General features: G+C 60.6%; 17 protein-coding genes. 10 read left to right on the top strand and 7 right to left on the bottom strand.

The genetic code is table 11. From position 1 onward, the window contains the following. The first annotated feature begins 36 nt into the window (after nt 1-36). The 10 genes from lgt to SSPSH_RS00590 all read left to right on the top strand — a co-directional run bounded on the left by lgt (nt 37) and on the right by SSPSH_RS00590 (nt 10,886). Nucleotides 37-828, top strand: a complete 792-nt coding sequence (gene lgt / locus SSPSH_RS00635) for a prolipoprotein diacylglyceryl transferase (RefSeq protein WP_006913293.1) — start codon at nt 37-39, stop codon at nt 826-828. Then, nucleotides 825-1,646: a thymidylate synthase gene (locus tag SSPSH_RS00630; RefSeq protein WP_006913294.1), complete on the top strand. Its 822-nt coding sequence runs from the start codon at nt 825-827 to the stop codon at nt 1,644-1,646. The genes lgt and SSPSH_RS00630 overlap by 4 nt, the downstream gene beginning before the upstream one ends. Before the next feature lie 306 nt (nt 1,647-1,952). Continuing rightward, nucleotides 1,953-3,674, top strand: coding sequence for an EAL domain-containing response regulator (locus SSPSH_RS00625; protein ID WP_021031250.1), 1,722 nt, complete (start codon nt 1,953-1,955; stop codon nt 3,672-3,674). A gap of 30 nt (nt 3,675-3,704) precedes the next feature. Next, a complete protein-coding gene (locus tag SSPSH_RS00620; protein ID WP_006913296.1) occupies nt 3,705-5,246 on the top strand; it encodes a sensor histidine kinase in 1,542 nt (513 codons plus the stop codon). A 53-nt stretch (nt 5,247-5,299) separates the two neighbouring features. After that, nucleotides 5,300-5,830, top strand: coding sequence for a dihydrofolate reductase (locus SSPSH_RS00615; protein ID WP_021031249.1), 531 nt, complete (start codon nt 5,300-5,302; stop codon nt 5,828-5,830). Between the two features lie 295 nt (nt 5,831-6,125). Next, complete coding sequence (locus tag SSPSH_RS00610; protein ID WP_006913298.1) at nt 6,126-6,395, top strand: acyl-CoA-binding protein; 270 nt, start codon at nt 6,126-6,128, stop codon at nt 6,393-6,395. 226 nt (nt 6,396-6,621) lie between these two features. Further along, complete coding sequence (locus SSPSH_RS00605; RefSeq protein WP_021031248.1) at nt 6,622-7,263, top strand: HAD-IA family hydrolase; 642 nt, start codon at nt 6,622-6,624, stop codon at nt 7,261-7,263. After that, complete coding sequence (locus SSPSH_RS00600; protein ID WP_006913300.1) at nt 7,260-8,126, top strand: NAD-dependent protein deacetylase; 867 nt, start codon at nt 7,260-7,262, stop codon at nt 8,124-8,126. The genes SSPSH_RS00605 and SSPSH_RS00600 overlap by 4 nt, the downstream gene beginning before the upstream one ends. A gap of 208 nt (nt 8,127-8,334) precedes the next feature. Beyond that, nucleotides 8,335-9,279, top strand: coding sequence for an ROK family protein (locus tag SSPSH_RS00595; RefSeq protein WP_006913302.1), 945 nt, complete (start codon nt 8,335-8,337; stop codon nt 9,277-9,279). Between the two features lie 380 nt (nt 9,280-9,659). Continuing rightward, the gene (locus tag SSPSH_RS00590; protein ID WP_006913303.1) at nt 9,660-10,886 is read left to right on the top strand and encodes an ATP-grasp domain-containing protein; all 1,227 of its coding nucleotides are present in this window, start codon (nt 9,660-9,662) and stop codon (nt 10,884-10,886) included. 115 nt (nt 10,887-11,001) lie between these two features. On the opposite strand, the gene SSPSH_RS00585 is transcribed toward SSPSH_RS00590, so the two are convergent. From SSPSH_RS00585 to urtE, 7 genes are all read right to left on the bottom strand, one after another. Beyond that, the gene (locus SSPSH_RS00585) at nt 11,002-12,987 is read right to left on the bottom strand and encodes a hypothetical protein (RefSeq protein ID WP_006913304.1); all 1,986 of its coding nucleotides are present in this window, start codon (nt 12,985-12,987) and stop codon (nt 11,002-11,004) included. Between the two features lie 359 nt (nt 12,988-13,346). Continuing rightward, nucleotides 13,347-14,174 carry a hypothetical protein gene (locus tag SSPSH_RS00580; RefSeq protein WP_006913305.1) on the bottom strand — a complete coding sequence of 276 codons (828 nt, stop codon included), beginning with the start codon at nt 14,172-14,174 and terminating at the stop codon, nt 13,347-13,349. Nucleotides 14,175-14,516: 342 nt separating this feature from the next. Continuing rightward, entirely contained in the window at nt 14,517-15,605 is a 1,089-nt protein-coding gene (locus tag SSPSH_RS00575) for an AAA family ATPase (RefSeq protein WP_021031246.1), read from the bottom strand. A 68-nt stretch (nt 15,606-15,673) separates the two neighbouring features. Beyond that, nucleotides 15,674-16,720, bottom strand: coding sequence for an aliphatic amidase (locus SSPSH_RS00570; RefSeq protein ID WP_006913307.1), 1,047 nt, complete (start codon nt 16,718-16,720; stop codon nt 15,674-15,676). 109 nt (nt 16,721-16,829) lie between these two features. Continuing rightward, on the bottom strand, nt 16,830-17,168 hold the full coding sequence (locus SSPSH_RS00565; protein ID WP_006913308.1) for an FmdB family zinc ribbon protein: 339 nt from the start codon (nt 17,166-17,168) through the stop codon (nt 16,830-16,832). A gap of 10 nt (nt 17,169-17,178) precedes the next feature. Next, nucleotides 17,179-18,411, bottom strand: coding sequence for a formamidase (fmdA, locus tag SSPSH_RS00560; RefSeq protein ID WP_006913309.1), 1,233 nt, complete (start codon nt 18,409-18,411; stop codon nt 17,179-17,181). Between the two features lie 130 nt (nt 18,412-18,541). Continuing rightward, nucleotides 18,542-19,228 carry an urea ABC transporter ATP-binding subunit UrtE gene (gene urtE / locus SSPSH_RS00555; protein ID WP_006913310.1) on the bottom strand — a complete coding sequence of 229 codons (687 nt, stop codon included), beginning with the start codon at nt 19,226-19,228 and terminating at the stop codon, nt 18,542-18,544.

Raw genomic sequence — 19,228 nt, 5'->3', positions numbered from 1 at the left:
CGATGCGCCTCGTTCTTCCTGCTAGAATCCGTCGCCATGTTCGTGCATCCCGATATCGATCCCGTCGCCGTAGCCATCGGCCCGCTTGCCGTGCACTGGTACGGGCTGATGTATCTGCTGAGCTTTCTCATCGGCTGGGGGCTCGGGATCGTGCGCACGAAGCAGGCGCATATCCAGTGGCAGCGTGAGGAAGTCGGCGACCTGCTGTTCTATGTGGTGCTCGGCGTAGTCGTAGGCGGGCGTGTGGGCTACATGCTGTTCTATCAGCCGGGCCTGCTGCTGGAAAATCCGCTTCAGCTGTTCTATATCTGGCAGGGCGGCATGTCCTTTCATGGCGGCATGCTCGGTGTGTTTGCAGCAGCCGGCTGGTTTGCGCGCAGCACGCAGCGGGCATTTTTCGATATCACCGATTTCGTCGCGCCCATCGTGCCGATCGGCCTGTTCTTTGGCCGTATTGCGAATTTTATCAACGGCGAGCTGATCGGGCGGGTTACGGACGTGCCCTGGGCGATGATCTATCCGCGTGTCGATATGGCACCGCGCCATCCCTCCGAGCTTTATGAAGCCGGACTGGAAGGTCTGCTGTTGTTCGCCATTCTTTGGTGGTTTGCCCGCAAGCCGCGTCCGCGTATGGCGGTGTCCGGTCTGTTTCTGATCGGCTATGGCTGCCTGCGTTTCTTTGCCGAATTCTTCCGTCAGCCGGACTCGTTTCTCGGCTTCGTCGCTTTCGACTGGATGACCATGGGGCAGGTGCTGTGCACCCCGATGATTCTTGGCGGCATTCTGCTGCTGGCATTGGCCTATAAGCGCAATACGGTGACGCCATGAGCGCGCCGGATACCGCGCCGCTCGAGCAGCCTTATCTCGATCTCATGCGCGAGGTGCGTGAGCACGGTACGCGCAAGGCCGATCGCACCGGCACCGGCACGCTGTCGGTCTTCGGACGCCAGATGCGCTTCGATCTGTCGCGCGGGTTTCCGGTGCTCACTACCAAGAAACTCTACCTGCGCGCGATCATCCATGAGCTGCTGTGGTTCATCGCCGGCGATACCAATATCGGTTATCTCAAGGATAATCGTGTTCGTATCTGGGATGAGTGGGCCGACGAAAACGGCGATCTCGGGCCGGTCTACGGCTACCAATGGCGTAGTTGGCCTACGCCTGGCGGCGAGTCGGTCGATCAGCTGGCGAGAGTGATCGACTCGATCAAGCACAATCCGGATTCACGCCGGCATATCGTAACCGCCTGGAATCCAGCCCAGGTGGATGACATGGCGCTGCCTCCGTGCCATCTGTTGTTCCAGTTCTATGTGGCCGAGGGGCGGTTATCCTGCCAGCTCTACCAGCGCAGCGCCGATATCTTCCTGGGCGTGCCTTTCAATATCGCCTCTTATGCGTTGCTTACCCACATGGTCGCGCAGGTCTGCGGATTACAGGTGGGGGATTTCGTACATACGCTGGGCGATGCGCATCTGTATCTGAACCATCTCGAACAGACCGACGAGCAGCTTGCACGCGTCCCATATGCGCCGCCGCGGTTGTGGCTCAATCCCGACATAAACGATCTGTTTGAATTCACGTTCGACGATATTCGGCTCGAGGGCTATGAAAGCCACGCGCGGATCAGCGCGCCGGTGGCGGTATAGGCGCCTGGCAGCCCAACCGGGTATGCCCGCGAGATAATCGGATGTGTCTAAGAATGGGCTGTCTGCCGTCCGACGTTTGCCTTCGATCTGTTGTTGATAGCTAGGGGCGATACGTTTCTTCTGGTATAAAATTAAAATAAATCAAGAGTATAGTTTGTCAAAGCCTTCGACGACGACTAGGCTGCGGCTGGGAAACGCGCCGCCGATGGATGCCTATAGCGTCATTTAATCGTGCCCGAAACGCCGGTAAATCCCTAGGTTTGTGCGCTAGACTGCGCCCACCTTGGTTGACTGGTGCGTGCATCAATGCCTCGATCTCGAACCGTACGTGTGCTCCTCATCGATAACGATCCCGAGGATCGCGCATTACTCGCCAATCTGCTGCATTCTGGTCCACGGCATCGCTATGCCTTGACCATGGCGGGTAGCTACGATGAAGGTTTGGCAGCGCTCAGCAAGGGCGGTTTCGATATCTGTCTGCTCGACTATGAACTGGGCGGGCGAACCGGACTGGACCTTTTGCGTAGCCCGGCTGCCGCCGGCTTGCATGCACCGATCGTCGTGCTTACCGGACATGACGATTACGAGATCGATGTCGCCGTGATGGAGGCAGGTGCTGCCGAGTTCCTGCCCAAGGGCGAAATCAACGCCACGCTGCTCGAACGCACGATCCGCTATTCGCTCCAGCACTACGAAAGTCAGCGCAAGTTCACTTATCTCGCACGCCATGATCAGGTAACCGGGCTGTTCAATCGTGCCGTGCTGCTTGAACGCTTGCAGTACATGCTCGAACGCCCGGTGCGGGAACGCCATCCCTTTGCCGTGATCTATTTCGATCTGGACGGGTTCAAGTCGATTAACGACAGTCTTGGCCATGGCATCGGTGATCGGGCGCTCTATACCTCGGCAAGCCGCTTGAAAAGCGTTTGTGAAGCGCATCCGCTACTCGCGCGTCTCGGCGGCGACGAATTCGTTGCGGTCATCGACAGTGACGACAAGTCCGAAATCGAAGCGCTTGTCGCCGAAGTGCTACGGATCTTCCGCCAGCCGATCGTGATCGACACACATCGTATTTTCGTCACTATTTCGATCGGCGTCGCGATGTATCCGCGCAATGGCGATGACGCCGGTACGTTAATCAACAACGCCGACGCGGCAATGTATCTGGCCAAGCAGGGCGGGCGCGATACCGTGCACTGGTTCGACGGCGAGAATGATGGGCGTTCGCGTGCTCGCCGCGGGCTAGACAACGAGCTGCATGCCGCGATCGAGGCCAACGAACTACATCTGGTCTACCAGCCACAGTTCGATCTCGGATCGGGCCGGGTCGTGGGTCTGGAAGCGCTCGCCCGCTGGAACCACCCAAGGCTCGGCCCTATTTCACCTGAGGAGTTCGTGCCGATGGCCGAATCCCGCGGCTGTATTCGGGCATTTACTCGCTGGGCGCTTACGACCGCCTGTCGCCAGTATTTGAACTGGCGGGATGCCGGCGTGCTGGATAGCGATGTCGTGCTCGCGGTCAACGTCTCATCACAGCACGCGCGCGATGAAGATTTCCTGCCCATGGTGCGTCAACTCATCGAGACGCTCGCCATGCCGGCCGAGCTGCTGGAACTCGAATTCACCGAGAACGCGTTGATTCTCGGGCCCGACGATACCAACCCGCTGGTCGAACAGCTCAAGCGATTGGGGGTTCAGGTCGTTATAGACGACTTCGGGAAAGGTTACTCTTCCTTGAGTTATCTCACCCGGTTGCCGGTGGACTCACTCAAGATCGACTTGAGCTTTTTACATGGCGTATCCGACAACAGCCGCGATCGTGCAATGGCGCGGGCGATTATCGCCTTGGGCGCCAGTCTGGGCCTACGGGTGGTCGCCGAGGGCGTGGAAACCAGCGATCAACGTCAGTTCCTCATGGATAACAAGTGCGTATTCGGTCAGGGCTTTTTCTACGCGCCCGGATTGGCGGTCGCCGATTGCACGCGTCTGCTCCAGCACGCAATGCCAGCCAGCGCGCTTTATCACTAGCGAGATCCCCGCGTACAAGGTGGGTGCCGCGTGAGTCTGGCAGGAGCTGGCGAAACGGATTCGCATGCGCAGTCGCTGGGCGCGGCCGCTCTGGCATTACTGCTCGAACAGATGCCGGACGCTGCACTGTGCCTGCTCGATAGCGCGGGTACGATCGAACAGTGGCATCCCAGTGCGGAAATGTTACTCGGCCATATCGCCGCCCAGGTGGAAGGACAGCGGCTGGAGACACTCCTGCCGGAAGAACGGCGTTTCGAAGCCGAGTTGCCGCGTGCGTTGTTCGAAGCCAGCGCACGCGGTCGTGCGCGTTTCGAAGCTGCATTAATAACGCGTGCCGGCCAACGCCGGCTTTGTACGCTCGATCTCACGCCGCGTACGGATGGGCACGACGACGTCATCGGTTTTCTTGTGCTGTTACGCGCGACCGGGCCGCGCCGTGCCGCCGACGCGGTCAGCGCAAACGAAAACCTCGTTGCCGCACATCGGCTCAACCTGACCCGTGCCACAGACGAGCCAGCGTGGATGGGTATCGATCTGGCCGGCCGGATTGCCGGTCTGGGTGAGAGCGCGGCCCGTTGGCTGGGTTGCGATACCGAAGATACGCTCGGACGCAATATTCAAGTCTGTATCGAACTGCGCAAGGAGCCGAGCTGGCCGGTGGTGCTGCATCGTGCCGTGCGCTCGGCTGCACCGATCAGCCTGAGTGTTTCGCCGGCTGGCGCCGACGCGGATACGCCGGTACGTACGGCGCGTCTATTGCCGCTGCGTAGCGCGGAAGGCCGGTTGAACGGATTCACATTGCTCATCGAGGCCTTCGACGCAACGCGTTTGCCGGAAACCGCCACGGCTACGCCGCGCCTGCCCCTCGACCGGGCCAGCGATCGTGCCGGTGTGCTCGCGGCGGCCCACGATCTGCGCGAACCTCTGCGCAAGATGCAGCACAACGCACGTCAGCTTCAGACCACCGAAGCGCCGCGTATGAGCGACGACGGCCGCAATCATCTTGCGGCGTTACGTTCGGCGGCGGATCGCATGCAGAACATGATTGGTGGCATGCTGCGTCTGGCGCGTATCGATACCGGCACGGTCGCTGTTGAAAGTCTTGATCTGAATACATTGGTCGATGAAGTGCGCGTCGATCTGGCGCTTCTAATCGAGGAACACCAGGCGCAATTCGAAGTACAGAAACTGGGGGTGATACGCGGCGATGGGGCTCAGCTGCGGGCACTGTTCCAGAATCTTATCGACAATACCATTCGCTACCGCCGCGTCGACGCCGCACCCGCGATTCGTATTACGGCCGATTCTGACCACGCAGGCACAGGGTCGAAAATCGTTTACTACGACGACAACGCGCGCGGAATCGATTCCCCGGAGCTGGCGTTTCAGCCATTTCGGCGAGACGCAGGCGCCAGCGACACACAGGGGACCGGCATCGGTTTGTCGCTATGTCGGCGCATCTGTCGTCGCCATGGTGGCGATTTGCGTATCGAGCGGACCGACGAAACCGGCACCCGTTTTATTCTGGAGCTCAACGACCTGCCCGACGAGTCCGGCGCCGAGAGCGATTGAGCGCGGGTCGCGTTGCACAACGCTATCCATTTCGAAATTCGATCGAGTACGAGATGTCCACAGCAAATGTTCTATCGCCGGCGGATGTCAGGCTGAGTTTAATCGCCGCCATGGATCAGAATGGCGTGATCGGCGCAGAGGGAGGCATGCCCTGGCATATCCCCGATGATCTACGCTGGTTCAAGCAACAGACGCTGAACAAGCCGATTCTCATGGGGCGGCGTACGTTTGAATCCATTGGACGAGCTTTGCCCAAGCGTCGGAACCTGGTGCTGACGCGTGATTCGAACTTCATGGCCGACGGCGTCGAACGAGTGGCCGATGTCCAGCAGGCGATCGATATCGCCGCGGCCGATGGCGCTGCCGAGCTGATGGTGATTGGCGGCGCACAGATTTACGGGCTGACACTTGAGCGCGCCCACACGCTGCAGCTCACGCGTATTGACGCCGCCTATACCGGCGATACCTGGTTCCCGGCAATCGAGTGGGAGGCCTGGCAGCTGGTTTATGAGCAATGCGTGCCGGCCACAGGTGATGTGCCGGCCCATCGCTTCATGACCTGGCAGCGGCGTAGTCGCGCCTAGCCGGCTCGAGTTCGACCCAGCATATACGGCCGAGTTTTCATAAGGCCGTGTTCGCAACGCCGTAAACGCAGGGCATGCGGCGATCAGGTCGTGTGCGATGGCGATACCGCGGCGGTTAGTGTGTGCTCGTCGGGTAGGGCCGGGTGAGTCGTTTCAATGGGCTCGACGCATGTGTACGGCCGGAGCGGCGGCTCGTGTAGCATTGGATGACCGCGTTCGCGGCGCTTTGCACGGTCATCGCGCAGGCGTTGGCGCGGTTTCACCGCTAATAGCCGCAGGCCTTAAGGAGATAACCATGGCAGAAGACCTCAAGTCGCGTTTCGAGCAGGCCCAGAAAGATGTCGAGACGCTCTCGTCGCGACCCAAAAACGACGATCTGCTTGCGCTCTACGCGCACTATAAGCAGGCCACTGCGGGCGATGTCGAAGGCAAGCGCCCGGGCATGACCGATTTCAAGGGCCGCGCCAAGTACGATGCCTGGACCAAGCTCGAAGGCATGGATGCCGATACTGCGATGCAGGCGTATATCGACAAGGTCAATTCGCTGCTCGACGCCGATAGTTAAGGCGAGTTCCGCGGCGCCTGCCGAGGCTCCGATGGCCTAGGCAGGCGCGTAGAAACAAAGCGGCCGAGCCGTATTATTCGAGCTCGGCGCTTTGTATAAATGCAGGCCGGCAGGGCCAGCTCAACCGGCCGCCGGATCGGATTGCGGCGGATGATACGCAGCGTAGAAATTGGGTTTCGGCAGTGCGACGCATCGATGTCACACTGGTTTGCGTAAACTGCTGCCCATGAATGATCCCATCGACTGGTTGGTGTTCGACCTCGGCGGCGTGGTCGTGGATGTCCAGGCAGCTGACGTCACTATCGGCGAACTTGCTCGCCGTACTCGTACGTCGCCGGCGCTGCTCGGCGAGGCGCTGCGCGAGCGTTTCACGACCGAACCGTTCTCGATCGCAGAACGGTTTCAGATCGGGGCGCTCGATGAGGCCGTTTTTCACGACGCGCTGAATCAGACGCTGGTCGATCCACTGGAGTCCGAGATACTCACGGGTGAGTTGGAAGCGATGCTTCTGGGTGAACGTCCCGCCATGGTTGCGCTCATGAAAGACCTGGCCAAGTATCACCATATCGCCTGTTTCAGTAATACCAACGCTGTCCACTGGCGTTATATGCAACAAAATTTCCGTTTTTTCGAGGTGCTGGAACGCGCGTTTGCCTCGCAGGAGATCGGTTTCGCGAAGCCGGACGCACGCGGGTTTGCGCACGTGGCCCATGCGCTTGGTGCCCGCCCCGGCGCGTGCATGCTGATCGACGATCGTCAGATCAACGTCGATGGCGCTATTGCGGCAGGCTGGCAGGCGCTGCGCTTCGAAAATATCGATCGTCTCACAGCCGATTTGGCCGCACACGGCGTGGTGGCGACAGCATGAAAGTTCCAGACGAGCTGCTTGCCCAATCTGACGAGGGCGCGGCGCCAAGAGCCGATCATGTCGCCGCGCTACGCAAGTTTCTTGGTGCGAACCGGCGCCTGTTTGTACTCACTGGCGCCGGCATTAGCACGCGTTCGGGCATTCCCGACTATCGCGATCGCGACGGCGGCTGGAAAGGTGCCACGCCCATCCAGCACCAGGCATTCGTTGGGCAGCTGTCTAAGCGTAGGCGCTACTGGGCGCGCAGCATGGCCGGCTGGCCGGCCGTTGCGCGTGCCCGGCCGAATGCCGCACATCATGCGTTGCACCGACTCGGCAGAGCCGGGCATATCGGCACCCTGGTGACCCAGAACGTGGACGGGTTGCATCAAGCCGCAGGCAATCGTGGTGTGATCGATCTGCATGGCCGGCTTGATCGCGTGGTTTGCCTGGATTGCGACACGCGGCTGTCGCGCCATCGGGTACAGGAAATGCTCATCGACCATAATGCGGGTTGGCTGCACGATAGCGACGCCATACGCCCCGACGGTGATATCGAGCTCGGTGATGTGGACTACGAACGCTTCGTGGTCCCCGATTGCCCCGTTTGTGGCGGCATTCTCAAGCCGGACGTGGTCTTTTTCGGCGGGGCGGTGCCGAAAAAGACGGTGGCGCGTGCCTGGACCGGGCTTGCGCGGGCCGAGGCCGTGCTCGTGGTCGGCTCATCGCTAATGGTGTGGTCAGGCTTTCGCTTTGTGCGCGAGGCCGCCGTGCGCGGATTGCCCATCATGGCGATCAATCATGGCCGCACGCGCGCGGACGATCTGATCACACGCAAGCTCGATGATGACTGCGCCGCGCTGCTAACGGACGCAATCGCCTGAGAGCGCTGCCTCCGGTCGTTCAGCGGCGCAAGTCCGGCATGGCGTCTACACGGCCGAACGGTACGGCGCCCACGACCAGCCGTGTCGCGATAACATAGCCGACAAATCTGAGTTGCTGGCGAACCATGAGTCTATCTCCGAATGTGCGTGTCGTTTCACCCGGCCTCGTGATCGCGAGTCTGAACCTGTGTTGTGACGCGAGCGTGACATGAGCGACGCCAAAGAAAACGCCGATCTGCGACTGGGCATCGACCTGGGGGGCACCAAGATCGCCGGCATCGTGCTCGACGGCGAAGCCCGGGTATGCGCGGAGCGCCGGGTAGATACACCCGAAAACGGCTACAACGCGACGCTGGAAGCGATTATCGATCTGGTAATGGCGCTGGAAAGCGATATCGGCGAGAGCGGACTGCGACTGGGCGTTGGTACGCCCGGCAGCGTGCTGCCTGCCACGGGGCGCCTGCGCAATGCCAATTCCCAGTGCCTGAACGGCAAGACGCTGGGGGCCGATCTCGAACGAGCACTGTCTCGCGAGGTGCGTCTGGCCAACGATGCGGACTGTCTCGCGCTCTCAGAAGCCCGTGACGGCGCAGCGGCAGAACATCGCAACGTTTTCGGTGTGATCCTCGGTACCGGTGTAGGCGGTGGCTTGGTGATCGACAAGCAGTTGATCACCGGTCGTAACGGCCTGGCTGGGGAGTGGGGTCATACCTGTCTGCCGTGGCCGAGTTCTGCCGAGATGCGTCAGCCGCCACGATGCTGGTGTGGTCTCGATAGCTGCCTCGAGGCCTGGATTTCCGGGCCGGGCATGACGGCCGATCATGTACGCCGCGGTGGCTACGATATCCCGGCCCGGGATATCGTCGAACGTGCCGAAGCCGGTGAGCGTCTGGCCGGGGCAACGCTCAAGGTCTGGTTGCAACGCGTGGCTCGTGCGATGGCGATGATCGTCAATATTCTCGACCCCGACGTGATCGTGGTCGGTGGGGGGCTGTCGCAGATTCGCTGGCTGTATAGCGAAGTGCCCAAGATATGGGCGCAGCATGCCTTTGCCGATCATATCGATACGCCGTTGATTGCGGCTGCGCATGGCGACGCCTCGGGCGTACGCGGCGCGGCCCGTCTCTGGCCGCTTGAGACCGAACCGACATAGCGATGAGCTGAATCGTCATCTTTGGTGGAAGGCTAACAGCCAAGTCGTGTTCGGTTCGAAGCCGGACAATAAGCGCGCTTTCACTCGTAAACCGTTCTGTTGCCCGGCGGAGTCGGACGTTCCAACACGCTGTCAAAGCCGCCTAGGCGTGTGCCAACAATCGCTTAGCGACGACTCAGGGCCGGATGGCCCGATCGCGATAGCGGTACGCGATACAAATTTCAAAATGTGGAGTACAAGGTGCGTTAGGCCGGCGCTGTCCCGATATCTGTCAAGGCCCGCGAGAATCGCGAAAACAACGGCTGTGCAGGCCATGCAGCGCGGACTCGATCAGCCGGTATGCTAGAGTCAACGGCGTATTTTCCTTATGAGGAGTGGTTATGGCCGAAAAGAATCCCGAAAAGGGTTACGTCGCCCTGTTGGGTTGGTCGCTGGGCGCGGTCGAAGCGGCAGATCGTTTCGATCGGCGCTATGTGGTCGTTGCCCCGGATTGGGCAGAAGACTACTGTAAACAGCACGATATTCCGTATATTCCTTGGAATTTCGAGCGGTTGAATGATCGTTCGATGGAAATCGCCGAGAAGCTGAAGGACGAGGGTGTCGACGTCGCCATTCCGTTGTTCGAGGAAACGGTCGAATGGGCGGGCGCGATCAACGCCGTGCTCATGGACAACCCGCGCCTGCATGGTCAGGCGGTTCTGTTCCGCGATAAGGCGCTGATGAAGCGTCGTGCGCAGCTTGGTGGTATCCGTGTCGGTATTTTTGAAGAAGCGCACGAGAAGGACGATGTCTATCGTTTCTTCAAGCGCGTGAACCAGACGCTGCTCAAGCTCGACGGCGATCCGGAAGATCCGATCCATCTCAAGGCCTTCGACAAGGCCGGTTGCCTCGGTCATCGCATGATCAAGTCGGCCGAGGAAATCGACTCGATCCCGGACAGCGAATACCCGCTGCTCATGGAAAGCCATCTCGATGGCTGGGAATTCGCGGTCGAAGCATGGATCTGGGACGGCAAGATCCAGTTCCTGAATATTTCGGAATACGTCACGCTCGGCTACTCCGTGTTCGTGCCGGCCACGCCGGAACTCGAGAGCTGGCGTACGGCCATCACCGAACAGATCGAGAAGCTCATCAAGACCTTCGATATCAAGTTCGGCCAGATTCACCCGGAATACTTCGTGACCTCCGATGGCACCATGTACTTCGGCGAAGTGGCCTATCGCCCGCCGGGCTTCAAGGCCTTTGAGCTGATCGAACGTGCCTATGGCTTTAATGCCTATCAGGCCACGATTCTGGTCATGGACCCGAAGACCAAGCAGGAAGAGATCGATGCGTTCTTCCCGGAACCGGTCAAGGATGCGCAAGGCTATGCTGGCTGCTTCGGCGTATACCCGCGTAAACGTGTGGTCAGCAAGCTCGAAATCCCGAAAGAAACCGAAGAACATCCGTACTTCGATTTCCACGAGCTGGCCGCACCATTGCAGGATACGGTCACCAAGCGGACCGCTTTTGGTACCCATTGGGGGCTGGTGTTCTTCTTTGGCGACAATCCGCATCAGCTGCGTGATCTGCTCAAGCACCAGGAAGAACTCGACTTCTACGTCTAGTCGCTGGTAAATCGTTACGACTTCGCGTCGCAAACGAGAAGGCCGCATCGGTGATCCGATGCGGCCTTTTTTAGTGCGTCTAGATTATGGTAAGCGTGCTTTTTCGAGGTCGCGCTCAGTCCTCCCAGGCCCGATCGGCTGCCCAGCCCTCGGCTACCAGCGTGCGAATACGTGCGACCGCCTCATCGGGCACGGCGCTGGCATCGCCGATTTCCCGGCTTTTATAGTGATAGACATAAAGCCGCGAGGCGAACTGCTCGAACGGCAGCGAAGACTCGCCTTCCAGTTCGCCGTGGCTATGGGTGGATGTGACGATCTCCTGGCCCCAGTTCTGGCCCTTGTCGCGGTTCGGATTGAAGAAATAGACCCGCCATTCGCCAGCCGGGTCGTAGGCGACACGCTGGATCGACAGAGCGTGCCACCCCACCAGTTCGGCGTTGAAGTTGGTGGTGGCGATACCACAGGGCTGGGCATAGACCAGATCACGACCGCCGTTGTACAGCGGGTGGTAGGACGCATAGAAATCGCGGATGAACGAATCGAAGCCGTGGACACCGCCGGTGGCCGTGTCCAGCAGCTCGCCAAAGCCGCGATGGACCCACCAGCCGTGCAATTCGGGATTCACCCAGCGGTGACCGTCGCCCACACGGCCGATCGTATGTCGGCTCATCTCCATGTAAATACGGTCTAGATGCGGCGTGAGTAGCAGCGATACCGGATCCAACTCGGTGTGCAAGGTGGTCGCCAGTCCAAACGATAGCTCGCTTGAACGGATCGACTGCCCCTCGAAATGCATCAGCAATTCGTTTTCGCGGGCCGCAAAGGCGATCAGCTCCAGTAGATAGCCGACATCGTTCTGTGCCCATAGGCTGATCGCCCGGGCTGCCTGGCAGGTCGGGTTATGGCCCTGGTCGACGCCGCGCGGCTGACCGAGCACGGACAACGTGCCGGCGAGCAGTAGTACGTTCGCATCGGGCGGGTCCTGCCACTCGCTGGAGGCGCGCAAATTTTCAGCCACGGATGGGTGAATGGCCAGCACCATCAGGCGGCGCAGACCTGGCAACACAGGGCGTATGAACGTCATGCCCTGTTCGAGCAGTTTCGACAGGCCATAGATCGAGCGCGCCGTCTCGCGCCAGATGGCGAACCGGATGATGTCGGATATCAGCGTTTGATGCGCACCCAGGCTCACCTTGCCGACGGCGTTGAGCGCCAGCGCCGGGCCGACCAGTTCGGGGGCATTATCGACCAGATGACGCAGCAGATCCGCATGCTGGGCCGACACCAGGCCGGTACGCGACATGGCCTGGCCGAAATTGTTGGCTTCCTCGGCGAGCGCGTTGATATCCAGCTCGCATAGCGCGGCGGCATAGTCCTCGCGCTTACCGATACGGGACAGCGGTGTCGGGCCATTGAGCGCATGCATCCATTCCCGCGCGCGGGCAACAGACGGGTCATCGTCCGGTAGCTCGGCGGTTGCACGATCGGCGGCGCGTAGCAGAGCCTCGACACGCTGCACCATGATCGGGCGCTGCAGTAGGACACGCTCGGCTTCGTAGACGAGGGCATCCAGAATCGCGGCCGCGCCGAGTCGCTCCAGTATGAATTCGAACAGGTTCTTGACCCGTTCGGCGGCGGCAGGATCCGCTTCACGTGTTTCTTCGGTCGCGACCGGGAAAAGCAGATCGAGGTTGCTGGCCAGAATCTGTTGAAGAAAACGACGGGCTTCCTCGGCCGTCATGCCGCTGGCTTCGGTCAGACGCTCGGCGATAGCGAGCATACGCAGCTCGCTCAGGCACTCCAGCGTTGCGTTGATACCGCCAGCCCGCAGTGTCGTGCTGACCAGAGCCGGCTGCAGTGCCTCCGGCGCTTCCCAGTCGCCATTGGCGAATACGCCGGCCGCATCGAAACGCGGTGCATAGGCGTAAAGATGGGCGATACCTTCCGGGCTTCTCAGCAACTTCTGGGCGCGAGCCAGCAGCTGTTGCTGTTGCATGGCCTTGCCGAAGGAGCGCGCGGCTTCGAGGCGCTCGAGAACCTGTTCGAAATCTTTTGCGAGACGGTTTGGGTCGGCCAGGCCGCCCACTTTGAGTTGGGCCATGAATGCCCTCCAGTGAACTTGATAGCCGTAGCGGCCATCGCAATCGGGCAACGAATTGTGCTCGTGGTCCCGTCGTTTGCGTGCCATGGACACACTTTTGCGACGGTCAATAGTGTGAATCGGTCGTATGCCCGTTCAAATTAAAGGGTGGACGTTAACACAGCGCAGCTCTCGCCCTATGTGATCGCCACATGGGGCTATGCCGTGGTTATCGGCCGGAAATACCCGCTTCTAAAGCAGCTGCCGTGCAGGGGCTACGTGCCGGCGTGGCTTTTGCGACCAGCAAGCGCCTGTGTCGGCACGTGATCGCAGAGTCGAACAGCCGGCCATTGCGGCCGGCTGCGGTTGGATATCGACGGCTAGAACGCCATGCCGATGCTGACCGTGCCGGTCAGGAAATCGTCTTCCGGGTTGCCCGGAATCACATCTTCGTCAGTGTGGTAATAGGTCGTATTGACTGCGAGCGACCAGTCGCCGTAGCCGGCCGGGATGAAGCCCAAACCCATACTGGCCGTGGCGCCGATCGAGGCATAGCCGAAGCCGCTGTCGCCACCCTGAAACTCGTCGGTCATGAAGCCGACACTCATTGGAATCGACAGACTCACCGGGGTGGTCGGGCTGTCTACAAGATCGAACGCCGGTTCGATAGCGCCGACGAAGACAGCGCCATCGTCCTGGCCTTCCTGCCCGTTCACACGGATATGGGTCAGAAAGCTCGGGTTGAGCGCAAAGTCGCCGCCCCACAAGGCGCTGTCGTCATAACCGACGCTCAGATCCAGCACACGCTCGGTGTCGCCGCCGTAGTACCACTGCTGGTAGATCGCGCCCAGGGTTACAGCACCTGCGGTATAGGTCAGACCACCATAGACGTCGATTTCCTGAATGTTGCCGCCGATGGTGTCTTCGTCGGCGTTGTTGTTGATATCGCTCCACGCGCCGAAGGTCAGTGCAAAACCGTTCGGCAGATCGGCGCCGAGGTCGATATAGGCGAATTTGGTGGACTGCGACCCGTAAAAGTCATGCCCGCCGCCCCAGACGTCTCCGCCGTAGGAAACGAAGTGCGAGGCAAAGTCCAGGCCGACCGAGCCATAGATCTTGTCTGCCGGACCAGACGGCTCACTCGACTCGTACTGGACTTGCGAGGGTGAATCGCTGTTGGGCGCACTGCGGGTCGATTCATCGGCCATTTGTGCAAATGCGAGCGGGCTTGCTCCGCAGAGTAACGATGCCACAAGGCAGGGCATCGTGGTCATGACTTTATTTTTCATATCTCTCCCTACAGGGTTTATGGATTGAGTATCCGAAAACGGGTTTCCCCGTGGATTAAAAAGCACGAAATGCGCCATAAATTTTTAATATCGCAACGCGCGAAGGCGCTGATATAAGTCAAATGACGCAGCGAAACGTTACCGAGAGGCAATCCAAGGCGTAGAAAGAAGTCAGGCAATCGCGATAGCGCAATTGACCAGGCGCCCGATGTTTTGGGCTGGCTTGCCGGTTTTGTGGCCGGCCGACAACCGTGTCTGAACTTAGTCTTTCGAAAAATACAGTCGCTTATGTGCGTCGACATGGGCGTGCATGACCTGCACATCGTCAGGGTCGCGTTTACGCAGGTCTGCGTCGGCCAATGCTTCGGCCAATGGCAGTTCGACATGGCGACGGAATGCACGGCCCATGGCGCGGGCGCCGTAGCGGCGATCGAAGCCTTCTTTGTGCAATAGCGCGCGCGCCGAGGTATCCAGCGTGGCTCGACGCCCGATTCGGGCCAACCGGCTGTTCAATTTCTGCAGTTCGATATCGATAAGCGCGTCGAGCATGTCGTGCTCGATCCAGTTGAACAGACTGACGGTATCGATGCGATTGACGAATTCGGGATCGAATTGCTCGTGCAGGGCATGGTCGACGATTTGGTGCAGACCGCGGCGCTGGCGCTGTTCGGACGTCGGCCACAATCGCTGCCAGCCTCTGTTCAGACGCGCCAGGTAGCGCTCGATCTCGCGCGCGCCGAGGTTGCTGGTCATGAAGATCATCGTATTTCGAAAATCGATGGTCTTGGCGCCCGAGGTGAGTGTGAGCTGGCCGTTATCGAAGACGTTGAGCAGGGCGCGCGAGACTTCGGTGCTGGCTTTTTCGATCTCGTCGAACAAGACGATGCCCGGCGCGCCGAAACTGCCGGCAATGCGGTCGGCATCGAGCAGCGTGGTGCCTTCCTTGCTGCCGACATAACCCGGCGGTGCGCCGGTCAGCGCGGCGGCATAGTGTTCCTGGGCGAGCGTGTTCATATCGATACGGCATACGGCATCGCGCTGGCCGTGTATGGCTTCGGCTAGAACGCGCACCAACTCGGTCTTGCCCACGCCGGTGGGGCCGAGCAGCAGGCCGACATGCAGTGGTCGCTGGGGATCGCCGATATCGGCCTTGATGATCTTGAGTGTAGCCTCGACGGTATCCAGTGCCTGCGGCTGGCCGACGATACGCTCGCGTAGCAAGCCCATGACCGCCGACGGCTCGAAATGAAACCGCGATGTACGGTTGGGCGGTGGCGGGGTTTGAGCGTTAGCTGGTTCTGGTGCGCACCGATGGTTGCGCTCGGCGAGCATGTCATTAATGAACGGCATGACGCCCCTCGGTCCGGGCCGGCGCACCATCGCAGGTCACGGTGGTACGCCGACGTATTCTCGATCGATCAGGCGCCGGCTTCTTTTTCGGCCTGCGGGTGCGATAGCGTGCCCACCGGGCAGTCGGCGGTGGTGGCGGTGCTGCGCGTCATAGCCTCCACGTCTTCCTGGGCTTTTTTCGCATCCATGACCCAGGTGCGATAGAACTCGAACGGGCAGTCCGCGATGCCCTTGTCGCCTTCGCCGGAATCGTTCGTGCCGCTGTAGCCGCGATGGAGCAGCTTGAACAGATGGTTTTGTGATTGGTCGTTGGCGCGTGCATCGCGAATGGCCGATACCGAGAGCTGGGCGTACTGAATGCCGTTTTCCTCGGTGCCGCATTCGCCGAGCGTACGGCCGTCGAACCCGATCACCGACGAATGGCCGAAATAGGAATAAACGCCGTCGAAGCCGGCCGCATTGGCCACGGCCACGTAGCAGTTGTTGGCCCAGGCCATGCACTTGGACATCATCACCTGCTGTTCCTTGGCCGGGTACATATACCCCTGGCAGCGCACGATCAGCTCGGCGCCTTTCATGGCACAGTCGCGCCAGATTTCCGGGTAGTTGCCGTCATCGCAGATGATCAGGCTGATCTTGAGCCCCTTGGGGCCTTCGACCACATAGGTCTTGTCGCCCGGGTACCAGCCTTCGATCGGACACCAGGGAATGCACTTACGGTATTTCTGAACGACTTCGCCTTTGTTATCGATCAGAATCAGCGTGTTGTAGGGCGCCTTGTTGGGGTGATCCTCATGGCGCTCGCCGGTGATCGAGAACACGCCCCAGGTATTGGCCTGGCGGCAGGCTTCGGAAAATACGGCGGTTTCGTCGCCCGGAATGGTGGCAGCGGTGTCCATCATTTCGTCCGGGTCGTACATGATCCCCATTGTGCTGTATTCGGGGAAGACCACCAGGTCCATGCCGGGCAGGCCAATCTTCATGCCCTGGATCATGTCCGCGATCTTGTTTGCGTTGTCGAGCACGTCGGCGCGGGTATGCAGGCGCGGCATCTTGTAGTTGACCACGGCGACGCCGACGGTATCGGCGCTGCTGGAAATATCTCCGTGTCGCATTCGGTTCTCCGGTTGACCGCGCCGGTTCTAGCGACGCGGATCTGAAAAGGTGGCGACGCCGCCGTTCGGAAACGGTCGACGCCGCCGGGAGCAATCGTTGTGCCAGGCCCTAGTGGCTGATCATCCAGGGTCGGGGCCCGGTCTTGGTCTTGATCGCCGGTGGGGCGCCCGTGTTGCTGGCCTTGCGGCTGCTGCTCGAACAACAGCCACAACCCGCGGGATGGCGCTTGTCATAGGTCTTGGACGTATGCGGCCGATCGGCGCTGCGTTCGTTGGTCTCGTGCGCCACGCGGGCGTGGCTTGAGATCAGCGACAGGCGTGGCGCCGAGATGATGCGTGCCGACGCTGCCCCGCAGTCGGGGCAGTCGGCGGGCTGGCTGCATTCGGCCATGCGACGCATGGCGCGGAAGGTGCCGCAGTCGTGACAGGCGTATTCGTACATCGGCATGACGAATCTCCTACTGGTCGTAGGCGATGGGCATGTCGACGCTGCCGTCGAGGAACTTCGTCGGCCCGTCGGCGCCGGGCTGGATATCGAAGTCGAAGATTTCCGACGGAATCCACAGCGTCGCGCAGGAGTTGGGGATGTCCACCACGCCGCTCAAATGCCCCTGCACGGGTGCTACGCCGAGAATCGAATAGGCCTGGGCGCCGGAATAACCGAACTTCTTGAGGTATTCGATCGCGTTCAGACAGGCCTGGCGGTAGGCGACGTTGGCATCCAGATAGTGCTGCTTGCCGGATTCGTCGACCGAGATGCCTTCGAATATGAGGTAGTCGTTATAGGTCGGCACGATCGGGCTGGGTTTGAAGATCGGGTTCTTGATCCCGTATTTCTTCATGCCGTCCTTGATCAGCTCGACTTTCATGTGCACCCAGCCGCCGGCCATTTCGATGGCGCCGCAGAAGGTGATTTCACCGTCGCCCTGGCTGAAGTGCAGATCGCCCACCGACAGGCCGGCGCCGTCGACATAGACCGGGAAATAGACCTTCGAGCCGCGCGACAGATCCTTGATATCGCAGTTGCCGCCATGCTCGCGCGGCGGCACGGTGCGTGCGCCTTCGGCCGCGGCCTTGTCGCGGGCGTCACCGGAGAGCGCGCCCATGTGCGCGGTATCGGCCACCGGCGGATTGGCCAGCGGCGGCACGCGTTCGGGATCGGTGGCGATGAGCTCGAGTTCGCGCGTGTTCCAGGTATCGAGCAGATCCTGACTGGGCAGGCAGCCGATCAGGCCCGGATGCACGAGGCCGGCGAAGTTCACGCCCGGTACGTGCCGCGATGTGGTGTAGAGCCCGTGGAAATCCCAGATCGATTTCTGGGCATGCGGAAAATGTTCGGTGAGAAAGCCGCCGCCGTTTTGCTTGGAGAAGAAACCGTTGAAGCCCCATTCCGCGCCGGGCAGGGCACCGATATCGAGAATGTCGACCACGAGCAGATCGCCGGCTTCGGCGCCTTTCACGCCTACGGGCCCGGACAGGTAATGCACGGTCGACAGATCCACGTCGCGCACGTCGGAGGCATCGTCATCGTTGGCGATCGCGCCCGCGGTCCAGTCGTAGGTTTCGAGAATGAAGTCGTCGCCCGGATTCACCCAGCAGGCCATGGGGATATCCGGATGCCAGCGGTTGTGCACCTTTTCGTTCTGGGTGGCCGGGGTGTCGAGATCGACCTTGATAAGCGTATCGGTCATGGCGTTGTTCTCCTGCGAACGGTTTTCAGCGTGGCGAGCGCGGCTCGCGCGGGTCGGGAATCAGTCTTGATTGTGGTCGCGGTAGCGGCAATACGTCGGATGACGTAAAGCCGTCCGGTACAAACGGGGGTCAAACAGTCAGGTAGCGGCTGATCTGCTTGGCGTCGATCTCATCACCGGCGGCCTCGTGGGCAATCTTGCCCTTGTCGAGTACAAGCATCCGGTCGGCGATCGCGGTGGCAAAGCTCAACACCTGTTCGGACACCACGATGCTGATCTGGCGCGTGCGTTTGATCTCGTTGAGCGTCTTGGCCAGATCCTTGATGATCGATGGCTGGATGCCTTCGGTCGGTTCGTCGAGCAACAGCACCTTGGGGTCGGCGGCCAGCGCCCGGGCGATGGCCAGCTGTTGTTGCTGGCCGCCGGAGAGATTGCCGGCCTTGCGTCGGCGCATATCGCGCAGGACGGGGAACAGGTCGTAGATATCGCCGGGAATCTTGCGCCGGCCGGTGGCTTCCAGGCCGGCGGCGATGTTCTCCTCGACGGTGAGCGTGCCGAATACGAGCCGGCCCTGGGGCACATAGGCCAGCCCGCGTTTGACGCGTTCATAGGCTTGGCGCTTGCCGACGTCTTCCGCGCCGATACGAATGGTGCCTTGGGCCGGCATGATGCCGATAAGCGATTTGAACAGCGTGGTCTTGCCCATGCCGTTGCGGCCCATGATGGCCACGGTTTCGGTTTCGCCGACGGTAAAGGAAATACCGTGGATGACCTCGCTCATGCCATAGCTGACGCGTAGATCCTGAGTGCTGAGCAT

Source organism: Salinisphaera shabanensis E1L3A, from assembly GCF_000215955.2.
Classification (GTDB): Bacteria; Pseudomonadota; Gammaproteobacteria; order Nevskiales; family Salinisphaeraceae; genus Salinisphaera; species Salinisphaera shabanensis.
Note: the sequence above shows the minus strand (reverse complement) of the source record. Positions and strands in the feature narration are given on the sequence as shown.